The 21009-nt window shown below is 65.7% G+C and carries 18 protein-coding genes and 1 tRNA gene; 13 read left to right on the forward strand and 6 right to left on the reverse strand.

The window, feature by feature from the left end; genetic code table 11:
• Both AB5S05_RS15815 and AB5S05_RS15820 read left to right on the forward strand, forming a co-directional pair.
• On the forward strand, nt 1-3877 hold a 3877-nt coding region (locus AB5S05_RS15815), incomplete at its 5' end, for an Ig-like domain-containing protein (RefSeq protein WP_369288475.1).
• A gap of 71 nt (nt 3878-3948) precedes the next feature.
• Complete coding sequence (locus tag AB5S05_RS15820) at nt 3949-4287, forward strand: tryptophan synthase subunit beta (RefSeq protein ID WP_369288476.1); 339 nt, start codon at nt 3949-3951, stop codon at nt 4285-4287.
• Between the two features lie 15 nt (nt 4288-4302).
• Here the strand turns inward: AB5S05_RS15820 and lapD are convergent, their stop codons facing one another.
• The 3 genes from lapD to AB5S05_RS15835 all read right to left on the reverse strand — a co-directional run bounded on the left by lapD (nt 4303) and on the right by AB5S05_RS15835 (nt 7669).
• Complete coding sequence (lapD, locus tag AB5S05_RS15825) at nt 4303-6237, reverse strand: cyclic di-GMP receptor LapD (RefSeq protein ID WP_369288477.1); 1935 nt, start codon at nt 6235-6237, stop codon at nt 4303-4305.
• Nucleotides 6238-6258: 21 nt separating this feature from the next.
• A complete protein-coding gene (gene lapG, locus AB5S05_RS15830) occupies nt 6259-6876 on the reverse strand; it encodes a cysteine protease LapG (RefSeq protein WP_369288583.1) in 618 nt (205 codons plus the stop codon).
• A 220-nt stretch (nt 6877-7096) separates the two neighbouring features.
• A complete protein-coding gene (locus AB5S05_RS15835; protein ID WP_369288478.1) occupies nt 7097-7669 on the reverse strand; it encodes a hypothetical protein in 573 nt (190 codons plus the stop codon).
• A 286-nt stretch (nt 7670-7955) separates the two neighbouring features.
• Here AB5S05_RS15835 and AB5S05_RS15840 point away from each other — a divergent pair, with 286 nt between their 5' ends.
• The 8 genes from AB5S05_RS15840 (at nt 7956) to AB5S05_RS15875 (ending at nt 15789) form a co-directional block, all read left to right on the forward strand.
• Nucleotides 7956-9428 carry a sensor domain-containing diguanylate cyclase gene (locus AB5S05_RS15840; protein WP_369288479.1) on the forward strand — a complete coding sequence of 491 codons (1473 nt, stop codon included), beginning with the start codon at nt 7956-7958 and terminating at the stop codon, nt 9426-9428.
• Complete coding sequence (locus tag AB5S05_RS15845; RefSeq protein ID WP_369288480.1) at nt 9425-9634, forward strand: cysteine-rich CWC family protein; 210 nt, start codon at nt 9425-9427, stop codon at nt 9632-9634. The genes AB5S05_RS15840 and AB5S05_RS15845 overlap by 4 nt, the downstream gene beginning before the upstream one ends.
• 1 nt (nt 9635) lies before the next feature.
• Complete coding sequence (locus tag AB5S05_RS15850; RefSeq protein WP_369288481.1) at nt 9636-10328, forward strand: 16S rRNA pseudouridine(516) synthase; 693 nt, start codon at nt 9636-9638, stop codon at nt 10326-10328.
• Nucleotides 10329-10740: 412 nt separating this feature from the next.
• Nucleotides 10741-11625 (forward strand): alpha/beta fold hydrolase, encoded by an 885-nt coding sequence (locus tag AB5S05_RS15855; RefSeq protein WP_369288482.1) that lies wholly within the window; start codon nt 10741-10743, stop codon nt 11623-11625.
• Nucleotides 11626-11724: 99 nt separating this feature from the next.
• A tRNA-Gly gene (locus AB5S05_RS15860) sits at nt 11725-11798 on the forward strand.
• An 86-nt stretch (nt 11799-11884) separates the two neighbouring features.
• Nucleotides 11885-12403 carry a hypothetical protein gene (locus tag AB5S05_RS15865; RefSeq protein ID WP_369288483.1) on the forward strand — a complete coding sequence of 173 codons (519 nt, stop codon included), beginning with the start codon at nt 11885-11887 and terminating at the stop codon, nt 12401-12403.
• A 429-nt stretch (nt 12404-12832) separates the two neighbouring features.
• The gene (locus AB5S05_RS15870; RefSeq protein WP_369288484.1) at nt 12833-14548 is read left to right on the forward strand and encodes an amidase; all 1716 of its coding nucleotides are present in this window, start codon (nt 12833-12835) and stop codon (nt 14546-14548) included.
• 233 nt (nt 14549-14781) lie between these two features.
• A complete protein-coding gene (locus AB5S05_RS15875) occupies nt 14782-15789 on the forward strand; it encodes a mechanosensitive ion channel family protein (RefSeq protein ID WP_369288485.1) in 1008 nt (335 codons plus the stop codon).
• 40 nt (nt 15790-15829) lie between these two features.
• Here AB5S05_RS15875 and AB5S05_RS15880 read toward each other — a convergent pair whose 3' ends face one another.
• From AB5S05_RS15880 to AB5S05_RS15890, 3 genes are all read right to left on the reverse strand, one after another.
• Entirely contained in the window at nt 15830-16081 is a 252-nt protein-coding gene (locus AB5S05_RS15880) for a hypothetical protein (protein WP_369288486.1), read from the reverse strand.
• An 89-nt stretch (nt 16082-16170) separates the two neighbouring features.
• Complete coding sequence (locus AB5S05_RS15885) at nt 16171-16932, reverse strand: ABC transporter permease (RefSeq protein WP_369288487.1); 762 nt, start codon at nt 16930-16932, stop codon at nt 16171-16173.
• Complete coding sequence (locus tag AB5S05_RS15890; protein ID WP_369288488.1) at nt 16929-17858, reverse strand: ABC transporter ATP-binding protein; 930 nt, start codon at nt 17856-17858, stop codon at nt 16929-16931. Before AB5S05_RS15890 ends, AB5S05_RS15885 begins: the two co-directional genes overlap by 4 nt.
• Before the next feature lie 219 nt (nt 17859-18077).
• Here AB5S05_RS15890 and AB5S05_RS15895 point away from each other — a divergent pair, with 219 nt between their 5' ends.
• From AB5S05_RS15895 to gcsR, 3 genes are all read left to right on the forward strand, one after another.
• A complete protein-coding gene (locus AB5S05_RS15895; protein ID WP_369288489.1) occupies nt 18078-18989 on the forward strand; it encodes an EamA family transporter in 912 nt (303 codons plus the stop codon).
• 80 nt (nt 18990-19069) lie between these two features.
• The gene (locus AB5S05_RS15900) at nt 19070-19366 is read left to right on the forward strand and encodes an I78 family peptidase inhibitor (RefSeq protein ID WP_369288490.1); all 297 of its coding nucleotides are present in this window, start codon (nt 19070-19072) and stop codon (nt 19364-19366) included.
• An 86-nt stretch (nt 19367-19452) separates the two neighbouring features.
• A complete protein-coding gene (gene gcsR / locus AB5S05_RS15905; RefSeq protein ID WP_369288491.1) occupies nt 19453-20991 on the forward strand; it encodes a transcriptional regulator GcsR in 1539 nt (512 codons plus the stop codon).
• The last annotated feature ends 18 nt before the right edge of the window (nt 20992-21009 follow it).

The following is a 21009-nucleotide window of genomic DNA, read 5'->3' on the forward strand; positions in this document are numbered from 1 at the left end:
CGGCAACACCTTCAGCATCGGCGTGCCCGGCGCCGACCTGGTCGCCGATAGCGACCTGACCATCGACGCCAGCATCAGCACCACCGATGCCGCCGGCAACGTCGGCAGCGCCACCGACACCGAGGGCTACAGCGTCGACACCGACCTGCCCGTGCCGACCATCAGCCTCGATGCCGACATCACCGCCGATGACATCATCAACGCCAGCGAAGCCGGCCAGACCATCGCCATCACCGGCACCGTCGGCGGCGACGCCAAGGTCGGTGACACCGTCACCCTGACCGTCAACGGCAAGACCTTCACCGGCCTGGTCGTCACCGGCAACACCTTCAGCATCGGCGTGCCCGGCGCCGACCTGGTCGCCGATAGCGACCTGACCATCGACGCCAGCATCAGCACCACCGATGCCGCCGGCAACGTCGGCAGCGCCACCGACACCGAGGGCTACAGCGTCGACAACGCTCCCACCGGCACCGATGGCGTCATCAGCCTCAATGAAGACAGCAGCCACAGCTTCAGCGCTGCCGACTTCGGTTTCGTCGATATAGACGCCGGTGACAGCCTGCAGGCCGTGCGCATCGATAGCCTGCCGAGCGCGGGCTCGCTGCAACTGAACGGCGCCGCAGTGAGCAGCGGCCAGGTCATTACCCTGGCCGACCTCAATAACCTGACGTTCACGCCTGCCCATGACGCCAGCGGCGACAGCTATACCAGCCTGAGGTTCTCGGTGAGCGACCAGGCCGGTCAGTTCGCCACCACGCCCAATACGCTGACCTTCGATGTAACCCCGGTTGCCGATGCGCCGATCGTCACCATCGATGTCGGCGCCGCCAGCAACAGCACCACAACCATCACCAGCACGAACGCCGCAGCCAGTGGCCAAGGCTTCACCGTCCAGGCCTTCAATCCCGATGGCACCGCGGGGGTGATATCCAGCAACAGCAGCCCGGCCGGTTTCGGGGTCGTCGGCGCAGCTTCCGGCGCCGACAGCGAGCTCGGCTACTCGGGCGGCCAATCGGAGCGCCTCGTGGTCAGCTTCGATGCGCCGGTCGCGAGCGCGACCGTCAAATTCGCCTGGCTGCATACCGGCGAGCGAGCGACCTACACCCTGTTCGACAGCGCCGGCAACCCGATCGGTAGCAACACGATTGCCGGGATAACCGACTCCATCGATCCGGCCATCACCCTGACCAGCAGCACCGGCGCCGCGATCAGCCGCATCGAGTTCACCGCGCCGCGCGCTGGCGATGACTACCTGATCAATTCGATCGAGTTCGCGACCAGCACCAGCTATCCGCTGACCATCACGGCGACGCCGACCGACATCGACTACTCCGAGTCCATTGCCAGCATCACGGTCGCGGCTCCCGCCGGCGCCACCCTGTCGGCCGGCACCGCCAACGGCGACGGCACCTGGACGCTGCCCCTGACCAGCAGCGGCAGCTACTCCGTCGTGGTGGACCCGACCACCCAAGCGGTGAGCATCACCGGCCTGACCATGAGTATCCCCGGCAACCCGACCGGCAATCTGAGCCTGACCGTGACGGCTACGGCTCAGGACGGCTCGGATACCGAATCGAACTCCGCCACCATCAGCATTGGCGACACTACCGCCCCCGAAACCGCTGATGTGTCCATTGTCGCCAATGAGGACTCCGGCCCCATTACCATCACGCTGAACGCGACCGATGCCGACAGCAGCATTGCCAACTTCACCATCACCAGCCTGCCGGCGAACGGCACCCTGAGCTATAACGGCCAGGCAGTGCTGATCGGCCAGGCCATTCCGGCAGTCGGCGGTCAGGCCAACCTGAGCTTCACGCCGAACGCCGACTGGAACGGCAGCACCGACTTCCAGTATCGCGCCAGCGATGTCGCCGGCAACCCGGACCAGACCCCGGCCACGGTGTCCATCCTGATCAACCCGGTCAACGATGCGCCGGTCAATCAGCTGCCGGCGAGCTATGCCACCAATGAGGACACGGCGATCAAGCTGAGCGGACTGTCGGTGAGCGATGTGGACGCCGCTTCGGGCCTGATTACCGTCACCCTGGCAGTTGCCCGCGGCAGCCTGAGTGCTGCGGCGGCCAGCGGCGTCAACGTGAGCGGCGCGGGCACCGGCACCTTGGTGCTCAGCGGCACCCTCGCCGACATCAACGCCTACCTGGCATCGCCGGCGACTCAGCCGAGCTATATCCCGCTCAAGGATGACAGCGGCAGCGTCACCCTGAGCATGACCAGCAACGATGGCGGCAATACCGGTGCAGGCGGTGTGCTGACTGATACCGACAGCAGCGTGATCACCATCAATCCGGTGGCCGACGCCATACCCGGCAGCGATGTATCCATTGTCATTGGCACCCCGGTCGTCAATGAAATCAGCTTCACCAGCGACGGTGGCCTGACCGGCAAGAGCCAGTACACCTTCGGCAATGGCGTGACCATTTCCACCGGCAGTAGCGCCACCTTCAACTGGTCGGGCGGCAACAACCTGGGTGTCAACAGCCCGGGCGACAACGGCACACAGTCCCAACGCATCGACGGCAATGAAGCGATCAACTTCAGCTTCCCGACCGGCATGCAATACCTGGCGTTGAAACTGAAGAACTCGGCCGATGACGTGGTCAAGATCAGCAGCAAGCTGGAAACTGCCGACCTGGTGGGGCAAAGCACGCTGACTGGCGCCATCAGCACCTCATCCTCCAGCGTGGTGTCCTCTGCCAACCTCAAGGTGGAACTGCAACTGGAAGTGGTCAACGCCGGCGTCACCAGTACAGTGACCCGTGTTGCCACGGTCACTACCGGTGGCAGCTGGTCCGTGAACCTCACCGGCATCACTGGCACCATCACCAAAGCCACGCTCAATGCCACGCTGGACGGCGGCCTGTTCAATCAGGGCGGCAATGAATCCGCCAACGTGACCTATTCGATCAGCGCCGACATGAGCAACCTGGCTATCGGCCTGGGCGCTGCAAATGCGTTCGGCGCCAACGCCAAGAACAACGGTTTCCAGATCGAGTACATCGCCATCGACCCCAACCCGACGGGCCTGACCAGCTACAGCTATCCGCTGGACGTGTATGCCGTGGTGCAGGACAAGGTGGGCACGCCGGAGACCATCACCAGCTTCACGCTCAGCGACCTGCCGGCCGGCTCCTCGATCAACGTGGTACTGGCCGACGGCAGCTACCAGGAAATCAACGCCAACGCGCAGGGCGTGTTCGACCTGAGCCCTTACACCTCCCTGTTGAACACCTCTACGGCGATCTCGGGAACCGACAAGATCTACCTGGTCACCAGCTCGGCGCTGCCCACTGGCTTCGCGCCGACGCTGTCTCTCGAAATCACTGACGGCGCCAGCGTCGCCAAGACCATCATCGGCGGCTCGGCCAATTCGGCCTTTGTCGGCGGCACCGGCAACGACTACATCAGCGGCGGCGCAGGCAACGACGCCCTCAGTGGCGGCGCGGGCAATGACACCCTCGACGGTGGTACCGGCAACGACATCCTCATCGGTGGCGCGGGCGACGATATCCTCATCGGCGGCACTGGCGCGGATACCTTCACCTGGAAGGCTGGCGACACCGGTAAGGACAAGGTCCTCGATTTCAATATCGGCGAAGGCGACCGCATCGACCTGCGCGACCTGTTGCAGGGCGAGACCGATGCCACCATCGACAACTACCTGCAACTGGTGACCGATGCCGGTGGCACCTCGAGCCTGCTGATCAGCTCGACCGGCCACCTGAACGATGCCGGCGGCGCGGCGGCCAATGCCGACACCAGTATCGAGCTCAGCGGCGTGAACCTGTCGAGCAGCAGTATCAGCTCGTTGATCGCCGGTGCCGACCCGACCATCAAGATCGATCACACCTGATGGGCAAAACCCCGCTACCATCGGCTAGCGGGGTTTTCTGTCAGGGCAGTCGATAGGGCAAGGAGTGGTCGATGTTGTATGTAAAGCGTGATGCCTGGGGCAACCTCACCCAGGTCGAGGCGGCGCCCTTCGAGGGCATGGATGGCGAGATTACCGCCGACAGCCAGGAGGCTCAGGCCTGGTACGCCAACCAGGCGGTGGAGAACAGTCTGCTGCAGCTGCAGCAGAGCGACCTGGACATGATCCGGGTACTCGAAGACCTGATCACCGTGCTGATCCGCAAGGGCGTGGTACGTATCACCGATCTGCCCGAGGCTGCGCAGAGCAAACTGGTCGGCCGGAGCAAGGCGCGCGATGTCCTCGGCGGACTGCAACGGCTGATCAACGACGATGAATCCGGGCTGATCTGATCAGCCCGGCCTCAGCTACCTCCAGGGTGCCGGCTCACCGAACAGGCGCCCCTGCACCGCACTGACTCCCATCTCCCGCAGCACCTGCCATTCACCCTCGGTCTCGACTCGCTCGGCGATCAGCGGCAGATCGATGCTGTTGGCTGCCCGTTGCATGGCCTCGATGAACAGGCGCTTGTCGTTTTCCTGGTCGATGGCGCGGATATAGCTGCCGTCCACCTTGAGATAGCCGAGGCCGAGCTTGGCCAGGTTGCCGATCATGCTGAAGCGGCCGCCGAAGTGCTGCAGGCCCAAGCCGAAACCCAGTGCATGCAGGCGCTGGGTCAGGGCTTCGAGGACATCCTGCTCGGGCAACTGGTCCTCGTCCAGCTCCAGGGTCAGACGCCCGGCCAGCAGCGGCTGCTGACGCAGCCGTTCATAGAGCGCACTCAGCGCCTGTGGGTCGCGCAGGGTCGAACCGGACAGGCTCAGGGCCATCGGCTCGGCGTGAGCCTGCATATGCGCCAGCAGCCAGTCGAGCATGGCCAGGTCCAGGCGGGCGCTCCAGCCGAAACGCTCCAGCCAGGGCAGGAAGCGTCCGGCGGGCACCAGTGCGCCCTGCTCGTCGACCAGGCGGGCGAGCACCTTGTGGTGCAGCACCCGCGACGGCTCCAGGGCATTGACCACCGGCTGGAAGAACAATTGAAAGCGCCCCTGCTCAAGCGCCTGGTCGAGCAGCTGGTACCAGCTCCGACGCTCATCGGCGGCCGGGCTTTGCGCGCCCTCCTCGCTACAGGCCCAGTGCTGCAGGGTCTGGCTGGCGGCCTGAGCCAGGGCCGCGTCCAGGGCGCGATAGAGGTCGGCGGGCTCGTCACCGGGGGCGAAGGGGGTCATGCCAATATGGGCCAGCGGCACGCAGTCGCTGGCTCCGGTGCGCTGCAGGTTGACCATGGCGGCGACCAGGCTCTCGGCCAGCTGCTCCGCTTCGTCGCGATCCACGCCGGGGGCCAGCAGGGCGAACTCGCCGCCGCGGTTGCGCGCCATCACGAAGCGCCCCTGCCCAAGCTGCTGCAACTGCCCGGCCACGGCGACCAGCAACTGGTCGGTGCGCTGCCCGCCCAGACGCTGATTGAGACCGGCCAGGTCATTGACCCGCAGCAGCAGGAGAAAACCGCTGCAGGCCTGCTCCTCGACGCTCAGGCGCGCATGCAGCTGCAGGTCGAAGTAGCGCCGGTTGGCCAGGCCGGTGAGGCTGTCCTGATAGGCCTCGGCACGCAGCTTCTCGCTGCGCGCGGCTTCCTCGGCGAACAGCGCCTTGAGCTTTTCCACCATCTGGTTCATGGCATTGACCACCCGGCGGAACTCCGGGGTCTTGGGCAGTTCCGGCAGGCTGAGGAATTCACGCCGGGCGATGGCATTGGACTGCTCGACCATGTAATCCAGCGGACGCAACTGGCGCTTGAGCAGCAGCACCCCGAGCAGGATGCACAGCAGCCCGCTGAGTCCCAGCCAGAGCAGGATGCCCAGGGCGCTTTGCCAGAGCTTGCCGACGGCGAACAGTGGGTGACTGGTGACCTCGACTCGCGCGGCCTGGCGCCAGCCGTCGCTGACGATGGCATCGCCGCTGGCCGGGGCCAGTCCGACCAGGTCGGCGAACCACTGCGGCGCCCCGGCACTGACCGGCACCCCGCTGCGCTCGACCATTACCGCGCCACTGGCCGAGTCCAGCACCCGGATGCTCTCGAAGTAACCGCTGTCGAAAATCGAGCTGACCATCAGCTCGACCATGGCCGCATCATTGATATGCGGGCTCAGCGACAGGCCCAGTGCGGTCGCCGCATCCTGGGCGTGGGCGCGCAACTGGTTGACCTGCTGCTCGCGCGAACTCTCCACGCTGACCAGAAAGCTACCGGTGAAACTCACCAGCATCAGCACGCAGATGGCGATGAACAGCTGCTTGAACAGTGACATGAACGACTCCTTCCGGCCCTGTCAGGGAAAACCCTCGGCCCGCATCTTCTTCAACAGATCCTGCCAGCGCGACAGGCGCTTGCTGTCCCCGACGTGTTTGCCGCCGCCGCTGCCGGGTAGCCACAGCCCCTCGGCATTGAAGGCATAGACCGGCACCAGGTCACTACGGCGGTTGGCCGGCTCGATGGCATCGATCAGGTTATCCAGCACCAGCGGCGTGGCCGTCGGCTGGGGGTAATAGGTGAGGACCATGTGCGCCTGGTTCAGGCGCACCGCCTTGACGTAGGTGATGCGCAGCTTCTCGCTCGGCACGCCGAGCTGGCGCAGGCTGAAGTACTTGGCGATGGCGAAATCCTCGCAATCGCCGGCGCCGCGGTGCAACGCCTCGACCGGGGTCGCCCAGTAGTCGGCGGCCCGCCACAGTTCGATATCGTCGCGAAAGCGCAGGCGCAGATTGAAGAAGCGATTGACCGCCTTGAGCTGCTCGGCCTCAGGCGCATCGGCCTGGTCGTGCAACAGCCGTTGCCACTCCTCGAGGCGCTCGCGACCGTCCCGCGACAGCCCGTAAAGCTCGTCAGCGCGCTTGCCGATACGCGAGAAATCCCAGTCGGCCGAGAGTACGCAGGTACCCAGCACCATCGCCAACAGCCCGGCAAGCGCCCACGGCCAGCGACGGGCGGGCAATGCTTCGCTACGTCCTATCTGCAAACTGAGGATTCCCTAGATCCGCTCGGCGGCCATGTTGCGGGGCATCAGGGAAAAAAACAATCGCCAAGCGCCCTCAGGGGAGGCGCCTTGGCGATGCGCTCCGGAGGATCAGCGCCGCGCGAGAAGACGCGGCGCTCGACGGCTGCAAGAGCTAATCGAGATGCCGTGGCCAGTCGCCCTGGTCATTGTCACGTCTGCCAGATGCATGACGCTGCGGCGGCGCGGCGCGCCGCTGCTCCTGGGCCTGGCTCTGACCACGGCGAGAGGGTTGCGCCTGCTCGGCGCGATGCGCAGCAGACTGATTATGGTCACGCCGGCCATCGCGCTCTGCTCGTTGAAAATGTCGCCCAGCTGGCTGCCCCTGATCGTTGGCCCTTGGCCGATCCCGTCGCGGCTGGTCGGCGCGCTGGCCCTGCCGATCTTGGTCGAAGCGCTGTTGCCGGCGACGATCGTGGCTGAAGTCGTGCGGCTGGGGGGCCGGCAGATAGTGGCGCCGGTCATGCCGGCGGCCATGGTCGCGCTGGCCGTCGTCATGATGCCGGCCGTCGTAGCGATAGCCGTCATGGTAGTAGACCCGAGGAGCGACATACACCGGATAGCGTTCGACGTGATGGTAGTCGCGCGTGTAGTAGCGGTCGTAACCATAGTGGTCATAGCCGCCATATACCGCACAGCCGGTGGTGGACAGCCCCAACAACGCCACAAGCAAGGTTCTAAAGGCCATATGCCCTCCCACGACCCCATCAAAAGCAAGGCCAGCGGATACTGGCCTAGGGGGTGCTCATATCCGGTTGGACAGTGCCTTGCGGAGGAAGTGCAGGGTGGCTGCGCACCCTTCGTCGCCAGCGCTAACGAACCACGGCCAGGACCTGGAAGGCGCAGCAGCCATCGACATCGTTGCCCTGAACACAGTCAGGCAGGGAAAAACGCCCGCGGCTCATACCAATGGCCGATGACGATGCGCTCTCGGCGCGCTAGCATGGCGCCACCTTTTCCCTATAGAACATCGCATGCCGTCGCCACGCTCAACAATCAGCCAAGGCGCCCTGGTCTGGCTCCTCCTGGTGTTACTCGGCTGTGGTTTTCTCACCACCTCGCTGGTCAGCTATTACGCCGCGCGCGAGACCATCCGCAGCAACATCGTCAACACCGAGTTGCCGCTGACCTCCGATAACGTCTATTCGGAGATCCAGAAAGACCTGGTCCGCCCCGTACTGATCTCCTCGATGATGGCACGCGATACCTTCGTGCGGGACTGGGTGATGGCCGGCGAACAGGATGTCGAGCAGATGACCCGCTACCTGCGCGAAGTGCAGGCGCATTACGGCGCGGTCACCAGCTTCTTCGTCTCGGAACGGACCCGCACCTACTACCAGACCCAGGGCGTACTCAAACAGGTCAAACCAGACGAGCCACGTGATGCCTGGTACTTTCGCGTGCGCGAGATGCAGGCGCCCTACGAGATCAATGTCGACGTCGACCTGGCCAACCAGGACCGCCTGACCGTATTCATCAACTACCAGGTGTTCGACTACCAACAGCGCTTCATCGGCGCCACCGGCGTCGGCCTGACCGTGGATGCGGTGATCGAGCTGATCGACGACTACCAGACCCGCTATGGCCGCAGCGTCTATTTCGTCGACGGCAGCGGGCGCATCGTTCTCACCGGCGCCAGCGGCGGTCCCCTCGGCGCCGGGGTCGGCCAGGCGCTGAGCGAGGTCGACGGCCTGGAGGAGCTGCTGGCCAAGCTGCCACGGCCGCGCGACGGCAACTTCGAGTACCACGAGCACGGCCGCACCCACTTCCTCAACGTGCGCTTCATTCCCGAACTGAACTGGTACCTGTACGTCGACAAGCACGAGAACGGCGCCGTCGCCGGCATCCGCCAGTCGCTGTACCTGAACCTGCTGATCTGCCTGCTGGTGACCGCCATAGTGCTAAGCCTGGTAAGCCTGGCCCTGCGCCGCTACCAGGCGCGCATCGGCGCCCTGGCCACCACCGACGCACTCACCGAGCTGCCCAACCGCCGTGGCTTCGACCTGCTGGCCAATCAGGCGATCCAGGAGGCCAGACGCAACCAGGGCCCGCTGTGCGCGCTGCTGCTGGACCTCGACCACTTCAAGCAGCTCAATGACAGCCATGGCCACCTGGCCGGCGACGAGGTGCTGCGCGGCTTCGCCCGCCGACTGGGCGACAACCTGCGCCAGGCCGACATCATCTGCCGCTGGGGTGGCGAGGAGTTCATCCTGTTGCTCAAGGACACCACGCCAGAACAGGCCCGCCAACTGGGCGAGAAGATTCGCCAGCAAGTCGAACAGAGCCGCTTCAGCTATGCCGGCAGCGAATTGCGCATCACCGCCAGCATCGGCCTGGCCGAACTGCAGGCAGGCGATGCCCTCGACCAGCTGATCGCCCGCGCCGACCGCGCCCTCTATCGCGCCAAGCAGACCGGGCGCAACCGCCTGTGCGAGGAAACCGCATGAGCAGACCAGCCCAAACCTGTCCGCTGTGCGGCCAGGGCAACCAGTGCGCCCAGGCCGACTGCCCCACGCCGGCACAGGACTGCTGGTGCTTCGCCGCCGTGGTTGCAGCCGACGTGCTGGAGCACCTGCCAGCCGACCAGCGCCACAAAGCCTGCCTGTGCCCGCGCTGCGCCCAGGGCCTGCCGCCCGTCACGCCAAGCGACTGACATGCGCCTCGACCGTTTTCTCAGCAACCTGCCGCGCTTCAACCGCCAGGACGCCCGCCAACTGCTGGCCGGTGGCCGCGTTCGCCTGGACGGCCAGCCCTGCTTCGACGGCCGCCGCGAGGTGCGTATCTTCAGCCGAGTCGAGCTGGACGAGGAAGTGCTGCAGGCCGGCAAGGCCGCACGCTACTTCATGCTGCACAAGCCGATCGGCGTGGTCAGCGCCACCGAACACCCCGAGCACCGCACCGTACTCGACCTGCTGGACGAGCCGGACACGCACGACCTGCACCTGGCCGGGCGCCTCGACCTCAACACCAGCGGCCTGCTGCTGATCACCAACGATGGCCAGTGGTCGCGCCGGGTGACCGCTCCGCAGAACAAGCAGCCCAAGGTCTACCTGGTCGACACCGAGGACCCGATCGACCCGGCCTGTGTCGAGGTGTTCGCCGCCGGCCTGTACTTCCGCTTCGAAGACCTGGTGACCCGCCCTGCCGAGCTGGAGATCCTCGCCCCGCGCCGCGCTCGCCTGACCCTCCACGAAGGCCGCTACCACCAGGTCAAGCGCATGTTCGGCCATTTTCAGAACAAGATCGTCGACCTGCATCGCGTCAGCATGGGCGCACTCCAGCTGGATGAGCGACTCTGCCCTGGCCAGTACCGCGCCCTGGAGGCCGACGAGATCGGCAGTTTCTGAGCGACACCGACGCGAAATCCCGCCCGAGTCACAATACTTAGCTCGCTACCCGATAAACGGTAGCGGCCTAATCAAATAAAGGCTTGCCTCCACCGGGGGCCACTGCTTAAATCGAGCCATAAGGTCTTGAAGTGACCGCCGAGTCACCAAGGCCATCTAAGCGTTCTTTCGGTTATCTGCGCGCTGCGCAAAATGGGTTCCTGCCTGGTTACAAGACGCCCTCCACCCCTCGTGAAAAGGTTGGAGCGGATGCTCTATTTCAGCCCTAACTGATTGAAAATAAATAACTTATAAAAATCCCCAGCCTGACATTCGCTTGTCATGTCCAGGCGCTTTCCTACTGTCCTACGTTGCTTGCCCGGCAAACGGCTACTCCGCTTGCCTTGCCTATCTTGCGCCAGGAGGAAACAACATGAAGCCAGCTATCGCTGTCGTCGATGTTCACGGGACTTACAAGGTTCACACGGAGTTTTACGCAAGCCCAACGGCGCGCAAGACCATCATCCTGGTCAATGGCTCGCTGGCCACCACCGCGGCCTTCGCACAAACGGTCAAGTACCTGCACCCGCAGTTCAACGTGGTCCTCTACGATCAGCCCTATGCTGGCCAATCCAAGCCGCACAACAGCAACGCACGGCCGATCAGCAAGGAAGACGAGGCGCATATCCTTCTCGACCTGATCGAGCATTTCCGCGTCGACTACCTGCAATCCTTCTCCTGGGGTGGCGTCGCCGCCATGCTGGCCCTGTCGCAGCGTCCGGCGCGCATCGAGAAGGCGGTGATCACCTCCTTCTCCCCACTGCTCAACGAAGCGATGCTCGACTACCTGGAAAAGGGCCTGAACTACCTGCACGCCGCGGATGGCTCCAACCTCGGCCACCTGGTCAACAACACCATCGGCAAGCACCTGCCGTCGCTGTTCAAGCGCTTCAACCATCGCCACATCAGCAGCCTGGACGAACACGAGTACCGGCAGATGTTTGCCCACGTCAATCAGGTGGTGCACATGGAAAGCCACTGCCAGATGGAGTGCCTGGCCGGCATCAGGATTCCCGTGCTGTTCGTCAATGGCGAGCACGACGAGTACACCCCGCCCAAGGATGTGCGCGTACTCACCGACCACCTCAGCGCTTGCCAGTTCGCCACCATCGACAACGCCGGACACTTCCTCGACATGGAGCACAAGGCCGCCTGGCTGCAAAGCCGCGACGTGCTGCTGGGCTTCCTCCAGGGCAGCCCGCAACGCGAGCGCATCTACCGTCCGCTCCCGGAACTGCAGCACGCGATGGCCGTATGAATCCGCGCCGGTCGACAGCAAAACACCGAGCCGCAACCCATTGCGCTCGGTGTGGGCTTCATTTTCCCCACGACTTCGGGTATAAAGGCTCCCGCCGAAGCGGGCGTCGTATAATGGCATTACCTGAGCTTCCCAAGCTCATGACGAGGGTTCGATTCCCTTCGCCCGCTCCAGAATCCAAAAGATAAAGCCCTGTTTTTACAGGGCTTTTCGTTTCAGTAGCTGGCAGTGTCGAATCAAGCTAAGGAAAGCTCAGGCCATGCTGAAGAAGTATGATCTGCCCAAGCTCAGTAGACTGCTGCTGGCAGCTCTATTTTTACCCCTCCTTTACAGCATGTACCTCGCTGGCTTCGGCCCCTTTGAGCTGAGCCTACTAGGTGCCTTAGCGTCCTTGCCGATAGCAGTCCTGCTTTACCGATTGGATGTCAAGGTAAAATTCCTCACGCATGACAGCCAGCGAAAGCGTTTAGCAGCGCTGGCGATCGTTAGCTTCTGCTGCTATTTCACTTTTTCCGGCTACATCATTACCCGAGGCGTACACGAGCTGATTGCCAAGCCTAATCGGCAAACAGTACGTATAGGCCCGAACCACTCAGGCCGGCGAGCTTTCTGCAAATACTCGGTAGGAATTCAGGCACTGGCGCAAAAGGATTACTGCGCCAGTAAAAACGAGTATGACCAGCTTAAGATTGACTCAATCACCTGGCGAACCACGGCCTGGTTAGTAACAAGCGACTCCCCCTTGGGTAGCACGATTGCTTCAATCCAGGCTCGTTAGCCCCCAGCTTGCTGGGCAAATGTAGGCGGACAGCGCCTGGATTCAGACCGCAGCCTGATCCAGCTCGTCAGCGGTTGGTGGGCCTTATGGCGCGCTTACCGACCTAGATCGTGCCTGCCACCTTTGCCAAACACTCTAGGGCAGCTGCCAAACGAGCCTCGCTGACGTAAGCGCGCGCTCGATGCTTTCGCCCTCGGTCATGGGCTGCTAACGGTACACTGAGGCCTATAATCCTTGCCTGGCACCAGCCGGATTGATCCGGCGCCTCGCAAGCCCAAGCTCCAATGCATGTTCAGCCCTTGCGGCGCCATGCAGCGCAACGAGGACCGATATGAGAAGTCATTTCGAGGGCAACGACTGCTTGAAGCCCAGAGTTAAGCGTGAAGAAAGGTTTGCCCACCTCACCCACCGGCAGCTGCAGGTGACAGTATGATCGAGGTCACCGAAGCTTCCATCGCCGAACTGCGCGCCGCCCTCGAATCCGGCCGGACGACCGCGGTCGAGCTGGTCGAGGCCTACCTCGCCAGAATCGACGCCTACGACGGCGCCGACAGCCCCACCGCCCTCAACGCGGTCGTGGTGCGCAACCCCGATGCCCTCAAGGAGGCGCAGGCCGCCGATGCGCGCCGGGTCCGAGGGGAGCCCCTGGGCCCGCTCGATGGCATCCCCTACACGGCCAAGGACAGCTATCTGGTCAAGGGGCTCACGGCCGCTTCCGGCAGTCCCGCATTCAAGGACCTGATTGCCTATCGCGATGCCTTCACCGTCGAGCGCCTGCGCGCGGCCGGGGCGATCTGCCTGGGCAAGACCAATATGCCGCCCATGGCCAACGGCGGCATGCAGCGCGGCGTCTACGGTCGGGCCGAGAGCCCGTACAACGCCGACTACCTCACCGCGCCCTTCGCCTCCGGCTCGTCCAACGGTGCGGGGACGGCCACCGCGGCCAGCTTCGCGGCCTTCGGCCTGGCCGAAGAAACCTGGTCGAGCGGCCGCGGCCCGGCCTCGAACAATGGACTGTGCGCCTATACACCGTCGCGCGGGGTGATCTCGGTGCGCGGCAACTGGCCCCTGACCCCGACCATGGATGTGGTGGTGCCCTTCACCAGAACCATGGCCGACCTGCTCGAGGTGCTCGACGTGGTGGTGGCAGAGGACCCCGACACCCGGGGCGACCTGTGGCGCCTGCAGCCCTGGGTGCCGATTCCGCCGGTGACCGCGGTGCGCCCCGCCCGCTATGCGGAGCTCTTGGCACAACCGGACGCCCTGGCCGGCAAGCGGTTCGGCGTGCCGCGCATGTACATCAACGCCGACCCCGACGCGGGCACGGCCGAGGCGCCGGGTATCGGCGGCCCGACCGGGCAGCGCATCCACACCCGTCCCTCGGTGATCGACCTCTGGCAAGCGGCACGTCAGGGCCTCGAGGCCGCCGGCGCCGAAGTGGTCGAGGTCGATTTCCCGCTGGTGTCCAACTGCGAGGGCGATCGCCCGGGGGCACCGACCGTGTTCACCCGCGGCCTGGTCTCCAAGGAGTTCCTCCACCACGAACTGTGGGACCTGACCGCCTGGGCCTTCGACGACTTTCTCCAGGCCAACGGCGATCCCAAGCTCAATCGCCTGGTCGACGTCGACGGGCCGCTGATCTTCCCCCACGACCCGGGCACCCTGCCGAACCGCGAGGGCGACCTCGCCGCCGGCATGGACGAATACGTGCGCATGGCCGAGCGCGGCATCACCCCCTGGGACCAGATCGCCACCCTGCCCGACGGCCTGCGTGGGTTGGAGAAGACCCGACGCATCGACCTGGAGGACTGGATGGCACGCCTGGGCCTCGATGCGGTGGTCTTCCCGACGGTGGCCGACGTCGGCCCGGCGAACGCCGATGTCGATCCGCAATCCGCCGACATCGCCTGGAGCAACGGCGTCTGGGTCGCCAACGGCAACCTCGCCATCCGCCACCTGGGCGTTCCGACCGTCACGGTGCCGATGGGCATCATGGCGGACATCGGCATGCCCGTCGGCCTGACCTTCGCCGGCCGCGCCTATGACGACTCGGCGCTGCTGCGTTTCGCCGCGGCCTTCGAGGCGCTCGGCAGCAAACGCCGGATCCCGCCCCGCACCCCGCCCCTGGCCAGCGGCAGCGAGTAGCGAACAGCGGGGCTGACGCCTGAACAACGCCAGCCCCGCCGCGTGCCCGCGACGCCCCGGGCCGTCACGCACTGCGCAGTTCTATTCCCACGGCCAGCATCGCGCTCAGGCGTTGCCCCCCAGGCAGCCCGGCGCTTCGCACGCGGCTGTGGATGCACCGGTCTACTAGTCTTGCAGGTACGCCGGTTGGCCTGAGCGCTGCGCCGCAATTGGCGGCGCAAGAGGAAATGAGCGTGAACAGCATTCGAATCGACATCGACGAGGTGATCCAGCGCTTGCTGAACGAGGCCTATGGCCTGCTCGCCGCCCTGCCGCTGCTGGCCCTCGCTGTGCTGGTGGTCTGGCTGGCCTGGCTGGTCGGCCGCTGGTTGTCGCGGCGTGCCCTGCTCGCCCGCCTGGCCCGGCGCAATCCGTTTCTGCGCGAGCTGATCGGCACCACCGTGCACTGGGCCGTGGTCCTGGTCGGCCTGCTGGCGGCGCTGGAGATCATGGACGCCACCGCCCTAGTCGGGGCCGTGCTCGGCACCGCCGGCGTGCTTGGCATCGCCCTGGGCTTCGCCTTCAAGGACACCCTGGAGAACTACCTGGCCGGCATCCTGATGAGCCTGCGCCAGCCGTTCGCCCCACGCGACCACGTGGTGATCGATGGCAACGAGGGGCTGATCATTGCCCTGACCTCGCGGGCGACCATCCTGATGACGCCGGATGGCAACCACCTGCGCCTGCCCAATGCCCTGGTATTTCGCAGCGTCACCCTCAACTACACACGCAACCCCAGCCGCCGCTTCATGTTCGATGTGGGCCTGGCCACCAGCGCCGATGTGCTGATCGCCCAACGCATCGGCATCGACCAGCTCGAGCAGCTGGAAGGGGTTCTGCACACGCCACCGCCCCGCACCTTCATCGACGCGCTCGGCGACTCCAGCGTCCAGCTGCGCTACCTCGGCTGGGTCGACCAACGCACCCATGACTTCCTGATGATCAGAAGCGAAGCCATCCGCCGGGTCACCCTGGCCCTGGAAGCCGCCGGCATCGACCTGCCCGAGCCGACCTGGCGGCTGCACATTCAGGAGCGCACCCAGGCCGCCGCCGCAGCCCCGCTCCCTCACCGTGCAGAACCGCCGCCGGCGCCCACGGAGGTGGACACCCGGGTCATCCGCGACCTGGCCGGGCAGATCGACCAGGACCTGCAGGCCAGCGAGTCGCAAGACCTGCTCGATCCAGCAGCACCACGGGAATAAGCGGGCAAAGCCCCGCCTCGCTGCCGGTACTCGCGACTCGCTAGCGCGCCGCCAGCAGGCGCCGCACCTCGCGCTGCACCATGCTGGCGTATTCGGCCGGGGTCAGCGTGGCCAGCTGCGCGCGCAGCCACTCTTCCCACTTGCCCTTGCGTTTGCCCTTTTCGCCGACCAGGCGCGCCGCATCGGCCTTGGCCCGCTGCAGGTTGTGCTGCCAGAGCTCGAACAGCCGCGCCTTTTCCGCTTCCTCGACGCTGCGTTGTTCGTTGGGTTTGTTTGCCAAGTTGAAGCTCATCGAGCGCTCCTGCCGGTGGAAAAAGGGCGCGCATTCTACGCAATTTCTCCGCCCCGGCCAGACCTGCATCCGGGGTCGAGCGGCACGCCTCAGTTCTTCAGGCGATAGCCGCTTTTGAAGATCCAGCCGACGGCGAGGATGCACAGCAGCAGGAAAGCGAAGATCATCGCCAGGCTCAGGCCCACGTCGACGTCGGAGACGCCGTAGAAGCTCCAGCGGAAGGCGCTGATCAGATAGACCACCGGATTGAACAGGGTCACCGTCTGCCACACCGGCGGCAGCATGCTGATCGAGTAGAAGCTGCCACCGAGGAAGGTCAGCGGGGTGACAATCAGCGCCGGAACGATCTGCAGCTTCTCCCAGCCATCGGCCCAGATGCCGATGATGAAGCCGAACAGGCTGAAGGTCACCGCGGTCAGCACCAGGAAGGCCAGCATCCACAGCGGGTGGAGGATCTGGTAGTCGACGAACAGCCGCGCCGTGGCCAGGATCACCAGGCCGAGGATGATCGACTTGGTCGCCGCCGCGCCCACATAGCCGATGAGGATCTCCAGGTAGGACACCGGCGCCGACAGCAGCTCGTAGATGCTGCCCGAATACTTGGGCATGTAGATGCCGAAGGAGGCGTTGGAGATGCTCTCGGTGAGCAGCGCCAGCATGATCAGCCCGGGCACGATGAAGGCACCGTAGCTGACCCCGTGCACCTGGCTCATGCTGGCGCCGATGGCCGAGCCGAACACCACGAAATACAGCGAGGTGCTGATCACCGGGGTGGCGATGCTCTGCAGCAGGGTGCGCCAGGTACGCGCCAGTTCGAACAGGTAGATGGCGCGGATGCCATAGAGGTTCATGCGCGCTGCTCCCGCACCAGGTTGACGAAGATTTCTTCCAGCGAGCTCTGGCTCGACTGCAGGTCCTTGAAGTCGATGCCGCGCTGAGCCAGATCCTTGAGCAGTTCGGCGATGCCGGTGTGCTCATGCTGGGCGTCGAAGGTGAAGACCAGGGCGTTGCCGTCGTCCATCAGCTCCAGGCGGTGGCCATTGAGCTCGGCGGGAATGCTCGCCAGCGGCTGCTGCAGCTGCAGGGTCAGCTGCTTCTTGCCGAGCTTGTGCATCAGCACCTGCTTGTCCTCGACCAGGATGATCCGCCCCTTGCTGATCACCCCGATGCGGTCGGCCATCTCTTCGGCCTCCTCGATATAGTGGGTGGTGAGGATGATGGTCACCCCGCGCTCGCGCAGGCCGCGGACCATGGCCCACATGTCGCGGCGCAATTCGACGTCGACACCGGCGGTGGGCTCGTCGAGGAACAGGATCTGCGGCTCGTGGGACAGCGCCTTGGCGATCATCACCCGGCGCTTCATGCCGCCGGACAGCTCCATGATCTTGGCGTCGCGCTTGTCCCACAGCGACAGGTCGCGCAGCAGGCGCTCCAGATAGGCCGGGTCGGGCTTCTTGCCGAACAGCCCGCGGCTGAACCTGACCGTGGCCCAGACCGTCTCGAACATGTCGCTGACCAGCTCCTGGGGCACCAGGCCGATCTGCGCACGGGCGGCGCGGTAGTCCTTGATGATGTCCTTGCCCCCCACCAGCACCCGCCCACTGCCCGGATTGACGATGCCGCAGATGATGCTGATCAGGGTGGTCTTGCCGGCGCCATTGGGGCCGAGCAGGGCGAAGATCTCGCCCTTGTGGATACTCAGGTCGATGGCCTGCAGCGCCGGATGACCGGACGCGTAGGTCTTGTTCAGTTGCTCGATGGAGATGACCGGCTGCACGGTGGGAGTCCTTGCCTGCGGAAAAACCACAGAGTTTAGAGCCTGGCCGCCCGCACAGGACATAGCCAGTGCTCGGCCGGCGGCAGAAAAACCTCCGGGATCCGCCACGGCGTCGAGCGAATGCCCCATCGGCCACAACCATCAGGCCTGCGCCTGCGCTACCCTTGCGCGCCAGGCGGTGAATCGCCGCCGGCCAGCCCAGGAAGCCCCTCGCCGTCCATGTCCTCGCCCAGCCTGTTTCCCCGCCACCTGTCCGTGTTGCTGCTGGCTTCCCTTGCCTGGGCCTTCGCCGGCAACCATATCGCCGCGCGGATCGCCTTCGATCACCAAGCCGGCGTGCTGCTGGCGATTCTCTGCCGCTCCGGGGTGACCCTGCTGGTGCTCGCCAGCCTGGTGCTGCTGCAGCGCCAGCCGCTGCGCCTGCCGCCCGGGGCCTGGCGCTGGCAGTTGCTGCTGGGCCTGCTGATTGCCACCCAGAGCCTGTGCCTGTATTCGGCGGTGGCGCGGATTCCCGTGGCCCTGGCGCTGCTGGCGGCCAACACCTTCCCGATCATCCTGGCCCTGCTCGGCTGGGCTCTCGGCGGCCCGCCGCCGACCCGGCGCAGCGCCTGGCTGATGGGGCTGATCCTGCTCGGCCTGCTGTTCGCCCTGGACGTGCCCGCACGCCTGGGCGCCGAGCAAGGCGCCAATGCCACCTGGACGCTGGGCATCGGCCTGGCCCTGTGCGCCGCCTGCGCCTTCGCCGGCGCGCTCTGGGTCACCGAGCACAAGCTGTCGGCGCTGCCCGGCTCGCTGCGCAGCATGCTGACCATGCTGGTGGTGTTCACCAGCGCCCTGCTGGCCGGCGCCAGCGACCTGCTGCCCGGCGGGCTGGCAACGCCGGACGCCCGGGTCGGCTGGCTCGCCCTCGGCGTGCTGGCCCTGCTCTACGGCACCGGCTTCACCCTGCTGTTCATCTGCATGCCGCGCCTGGACATGATGCGCAACGCCCCGGTGATGAACATCGAGCCGGTGGCCACCCTGCTGCTCGGCTGGCTGATCCTCGGTCAGACCCTCAGCCAGCTGCAGCTGCTTGGCGGCGCCATCGTGGTGGCCGGCATCGTCTTGCTGGCCTACCGCCGGCACGCCTGAGCAGTGGCCGGAAGCGACCAGGGAACGGCTGACCGGCGTTGCAGTCCGAGTCACGACACCCTTTTTTGCCGGAGGCTTCCATGCGTTACCTACCCGCCCTCAACCTGACCCTGCTCGCCACCCTCAGCGGCTGCGCCAGCGTCGCCCCAGAGCCGGCAGCCGCCCCGGTCGACCACGACTGCCGCGCCGAGGCGGTGCCGGGCCTGCTGGGCAAGCAGGCGACCGCCGAGCGGGTCGAGCAGGCCCGCCTGCAGACCGGGGCGAAAAGCGTGCGGGTGCTGGCCCCCGGCGATGCCGTCACCCTGGACTACAACCGGCATCGGCTGAACATCGACATCGACGAAGCCGAGATGATTCGCCGCATCAGTTGCGGTTGAAGCTCGGCGGGCCCGGCCCTGCGGTTAACTAAGCCGCGCAGACCGGGCATACTGCGCACCTGTACCCAGCAGGCCAGTCAGCCCGTATGCGCATCCACGTCTCCTTCATCGACCGCGTCGGCATCACCCAGGAAGTCCTGGCCCTGCTCGGCGGGCGCAATCTCAACCTGGATGCGGTGGAGATGGTCCCGCCCAACGTCTACATAGACGCACCGACCCTCAGCCCCGCGGTGCTCGACGAACTGCGCGAGGCACTGTTCAAGGTGCGCGGCGTCGAGGCGGTGAGCGTGGTCGACATCCTCCCCGGCCAGCGCCGCCACCTGCAGCTCGACGCCCTGCTGGCGGCGATGAGCGACCCGGTGCTGGCGGTCGATGGCCAGGGCCGGGTGCTGCTGGCCAACCCGGCGTTGATCGCCCTGTGCGGGCGTGCGCCGGAAGGCCTGGCGCTGGGCGAGCTGTTCGCCGATGCGGCGCTGCAGGACGCGCTGCTGGAGCAGCAGTTCCGCCTGCCGCTGCGCGAGGTCACCCTCAACGGCCAGGCCCTGCTGCTCGAGGCCACGCCGATCAGCGAGACCGTCGATGCCGGCCAGCGGCGCCTGGCCGGCGCCCTGCTGACCCTGTACGAGCCGAGTCGCATCGGCGCGCGCCTGGCCGCCCTGCACCACGACCATGCCGAGGGCTTCGACTCGCTGCTCGGCGATTCGCCGCCGATCCGCACCCTGAAGACCCGCGCCCAGCGCGTCGCCAGCCTGGATGCGCCGCTGCTGATCCATGGCGAGACCGGCACCGGCAAGGAGCTGGTGGCGCGCGCCTGCCATGCCACCAGCGCGCGCCGCGAGGCGCCGTTTCTGGCGCTGAACTGCGCGGCCTTGCCGGAAAACCTGGCCGAAAGCGAGCTGTTCGGCTATGCCCCCGGCGCCTTCACCGGCGCCCAGCGCGGCGGCAAACCGGGGCTACTGGAGCTGGCTAACCAGGGCACGGTGTTTCTCGACGAGATCGGCGAGATGTCGCCCTACCTGCAGGCCAAGCTGCTGCGCTTCCTCAGCGACGGTACCTTCCGCCGGGTCGGCGGCGAGCGCGAGGTCAAGGTCAACGTGCGCATCCTCAGCGCCACCCACCGCGACCTGGAGAAGATGGTCGGCGAAGGCGGCTTTCGTGAGGACCTGTTCTACCGCCTCAACGTACTCAACCTGGAGGTCCCGCCGTTGCGCGAGCGTGGCCAGGACATCCTGTTGCTGGCGCGCCACTTCATGCAGCAGGCCTGCACCCAGATCCAGCGCCTGCCCTGCCGCCTGACCCCGGAGACCTACCCGGCGCTGCTGGCCAACCGCTGGCCGGGCAATGTGCGCCAGCTGCAGAACGTGATCTTCCGCGCCGCGGCGATCTGCGAGAGCAACCTGGTCCAGCCCGACGACCTCGACATCGCCGGCACCGCCGTGGCACCACAGCCGCTGGAAGGCGAGATCGGCAGCCTGGACGCGGCCGTGTCCGGTTTCGAGAAGACCCTGCTGGAGAAGCTCTACGTCAACTACCCCTCCAGCCGGCAGCTGGCCGCGCGCCTGCAGACCTCGCACAGCGCCATCGCCATGCGCCTGCGCAAGTACGGTATTCCCGGCAAACGCTGAACCCTGCGCGGCTTCGAC

It is taken from the genome of Pseudomonas zhanjiangensis (assembly GCF_041027545.1).
Lineage (GTDB): Bacteria > Pseudomonadota > Gammaproteobacteria > Pseudomonadales > Pseudomonadaceae > Aquipseudomonas > Aquipseudomonas zhanjiangensis.

What these genes read in the sequence shown, in the direction of transcription:
- AB5S05_RS15895 (WP_369288489.1), top strand. Translation starts at nt 18,078, where the DNA reads ATGTCCTCGCCCAGCCTGTTTCCCCGCCACCTGTCCGTGTTGCTGCTG.
- AB5S05_RS15870 (WP_369288484.1), top strand. Translation starts at nt 12,833, where the DNA reads ATGATCGAGGTCACCGAAGCTTCCATCGCCGAACTGCGCGCCGCCCTC.
- lapG (WP_369288583.1), bottom strand. Translation starts at nt 6,876, where the DNA reads ATGGTGCTGGGTACCTGCGTACTCTCGGCCGACTGGGATTTCTCGCGT.
- lapD (WP_369288477.1), bottom strand. Translation starts at nt 6,237, where the DNA reads ATGTCACTGTTCAAGCAGCTGTTCATCGCCATCTGCGTGCTGATGCTG.
- AB5S05_RS15900 (WP_369288490.1), top strand. Translation starts at nt 19,070, where the DNA reads ATGCGTTACCTACCCGCCCTCAACCTGACCCTGCTCGCCACCCTCAGC.
- AB5S05_RS15845 (WP_369288480.1), top strand. Translation starts at nt 9,425, where the DNA reads ATGAGCAGACCAGCCCAAACCTGTCCGCTGTGCGGCCAGGGCAACCAG.
- AB5S05_RS15820 (WP_369288476.1), top strand. Translation starts at nt 3,949, where the DNA reads ATGTTGTATGTAAAGCGTGATGCCTGGGGCAACCTCACCCAGGTCGAG.
- AB5S05_RS15880 (WP_369288486.1), bottom strand. Translation starts at nt 16,081, where the DNA reads ATGAGCTTCAACTTGGCAAACAAACCCAACGAACAACGCAGCGTCGAG.
- AB5S05_RS15840 (WP_369288479.1), top strand. Translation starts at nt 7,956, where the DNA reads ATGCCGTCGCCACGCTCAACAATCAGCCAAGGCGCCCTGGTCTGGCTC.
- AB5S05_RS15850 (WP_369288481.1), top strand. Translation starts at nt 9,636, where the DNA reads ATGCGCCTCGACCGTTTTCTCAGCAACCTGCCGCGCTTCAACCGCCAG.
- AB5S05_RS15835 (WP_369288478.1), bottom strand. Translation starts at nt 7,669, where the DNA reads ATGGCCTTTAGAACCTTGCTTGTGGCGTTGTTGGGGCTGTCCACCACC.
- AB5S05_RS15865 (WP_369288483.1), top strand. Translation starts at nt 11,885, where the DNA reads ATGCTGAAGAAGTATGATCTGCCCAAGCTCAGTAGACTGCTGCTGGCA.
- gcsR (WP_369288491.1), top strand. Translation starts at nt 19,453, where the DNA reads ATGCGCATCCACGTCTCCTTCATCGACCGCGTCGGCATCACCCAGGAA.
- AB5S05_RS15885 (WP_369288487.1), bottom strand. Translation starts at nt 16,932, where the DNA reads ATGAACCTCTATGGCATCCGCGCCATCTACCTGTTCGAACTGGCGCGT.
- AB5S05_RS15855 (WP_369288482.1), top strand. Translation starts at nt 10,741, where the DNA reads ATGAAGCCAGCTATCGCTGTCGTCGATGTTCACGGGACTTACAAGGTT.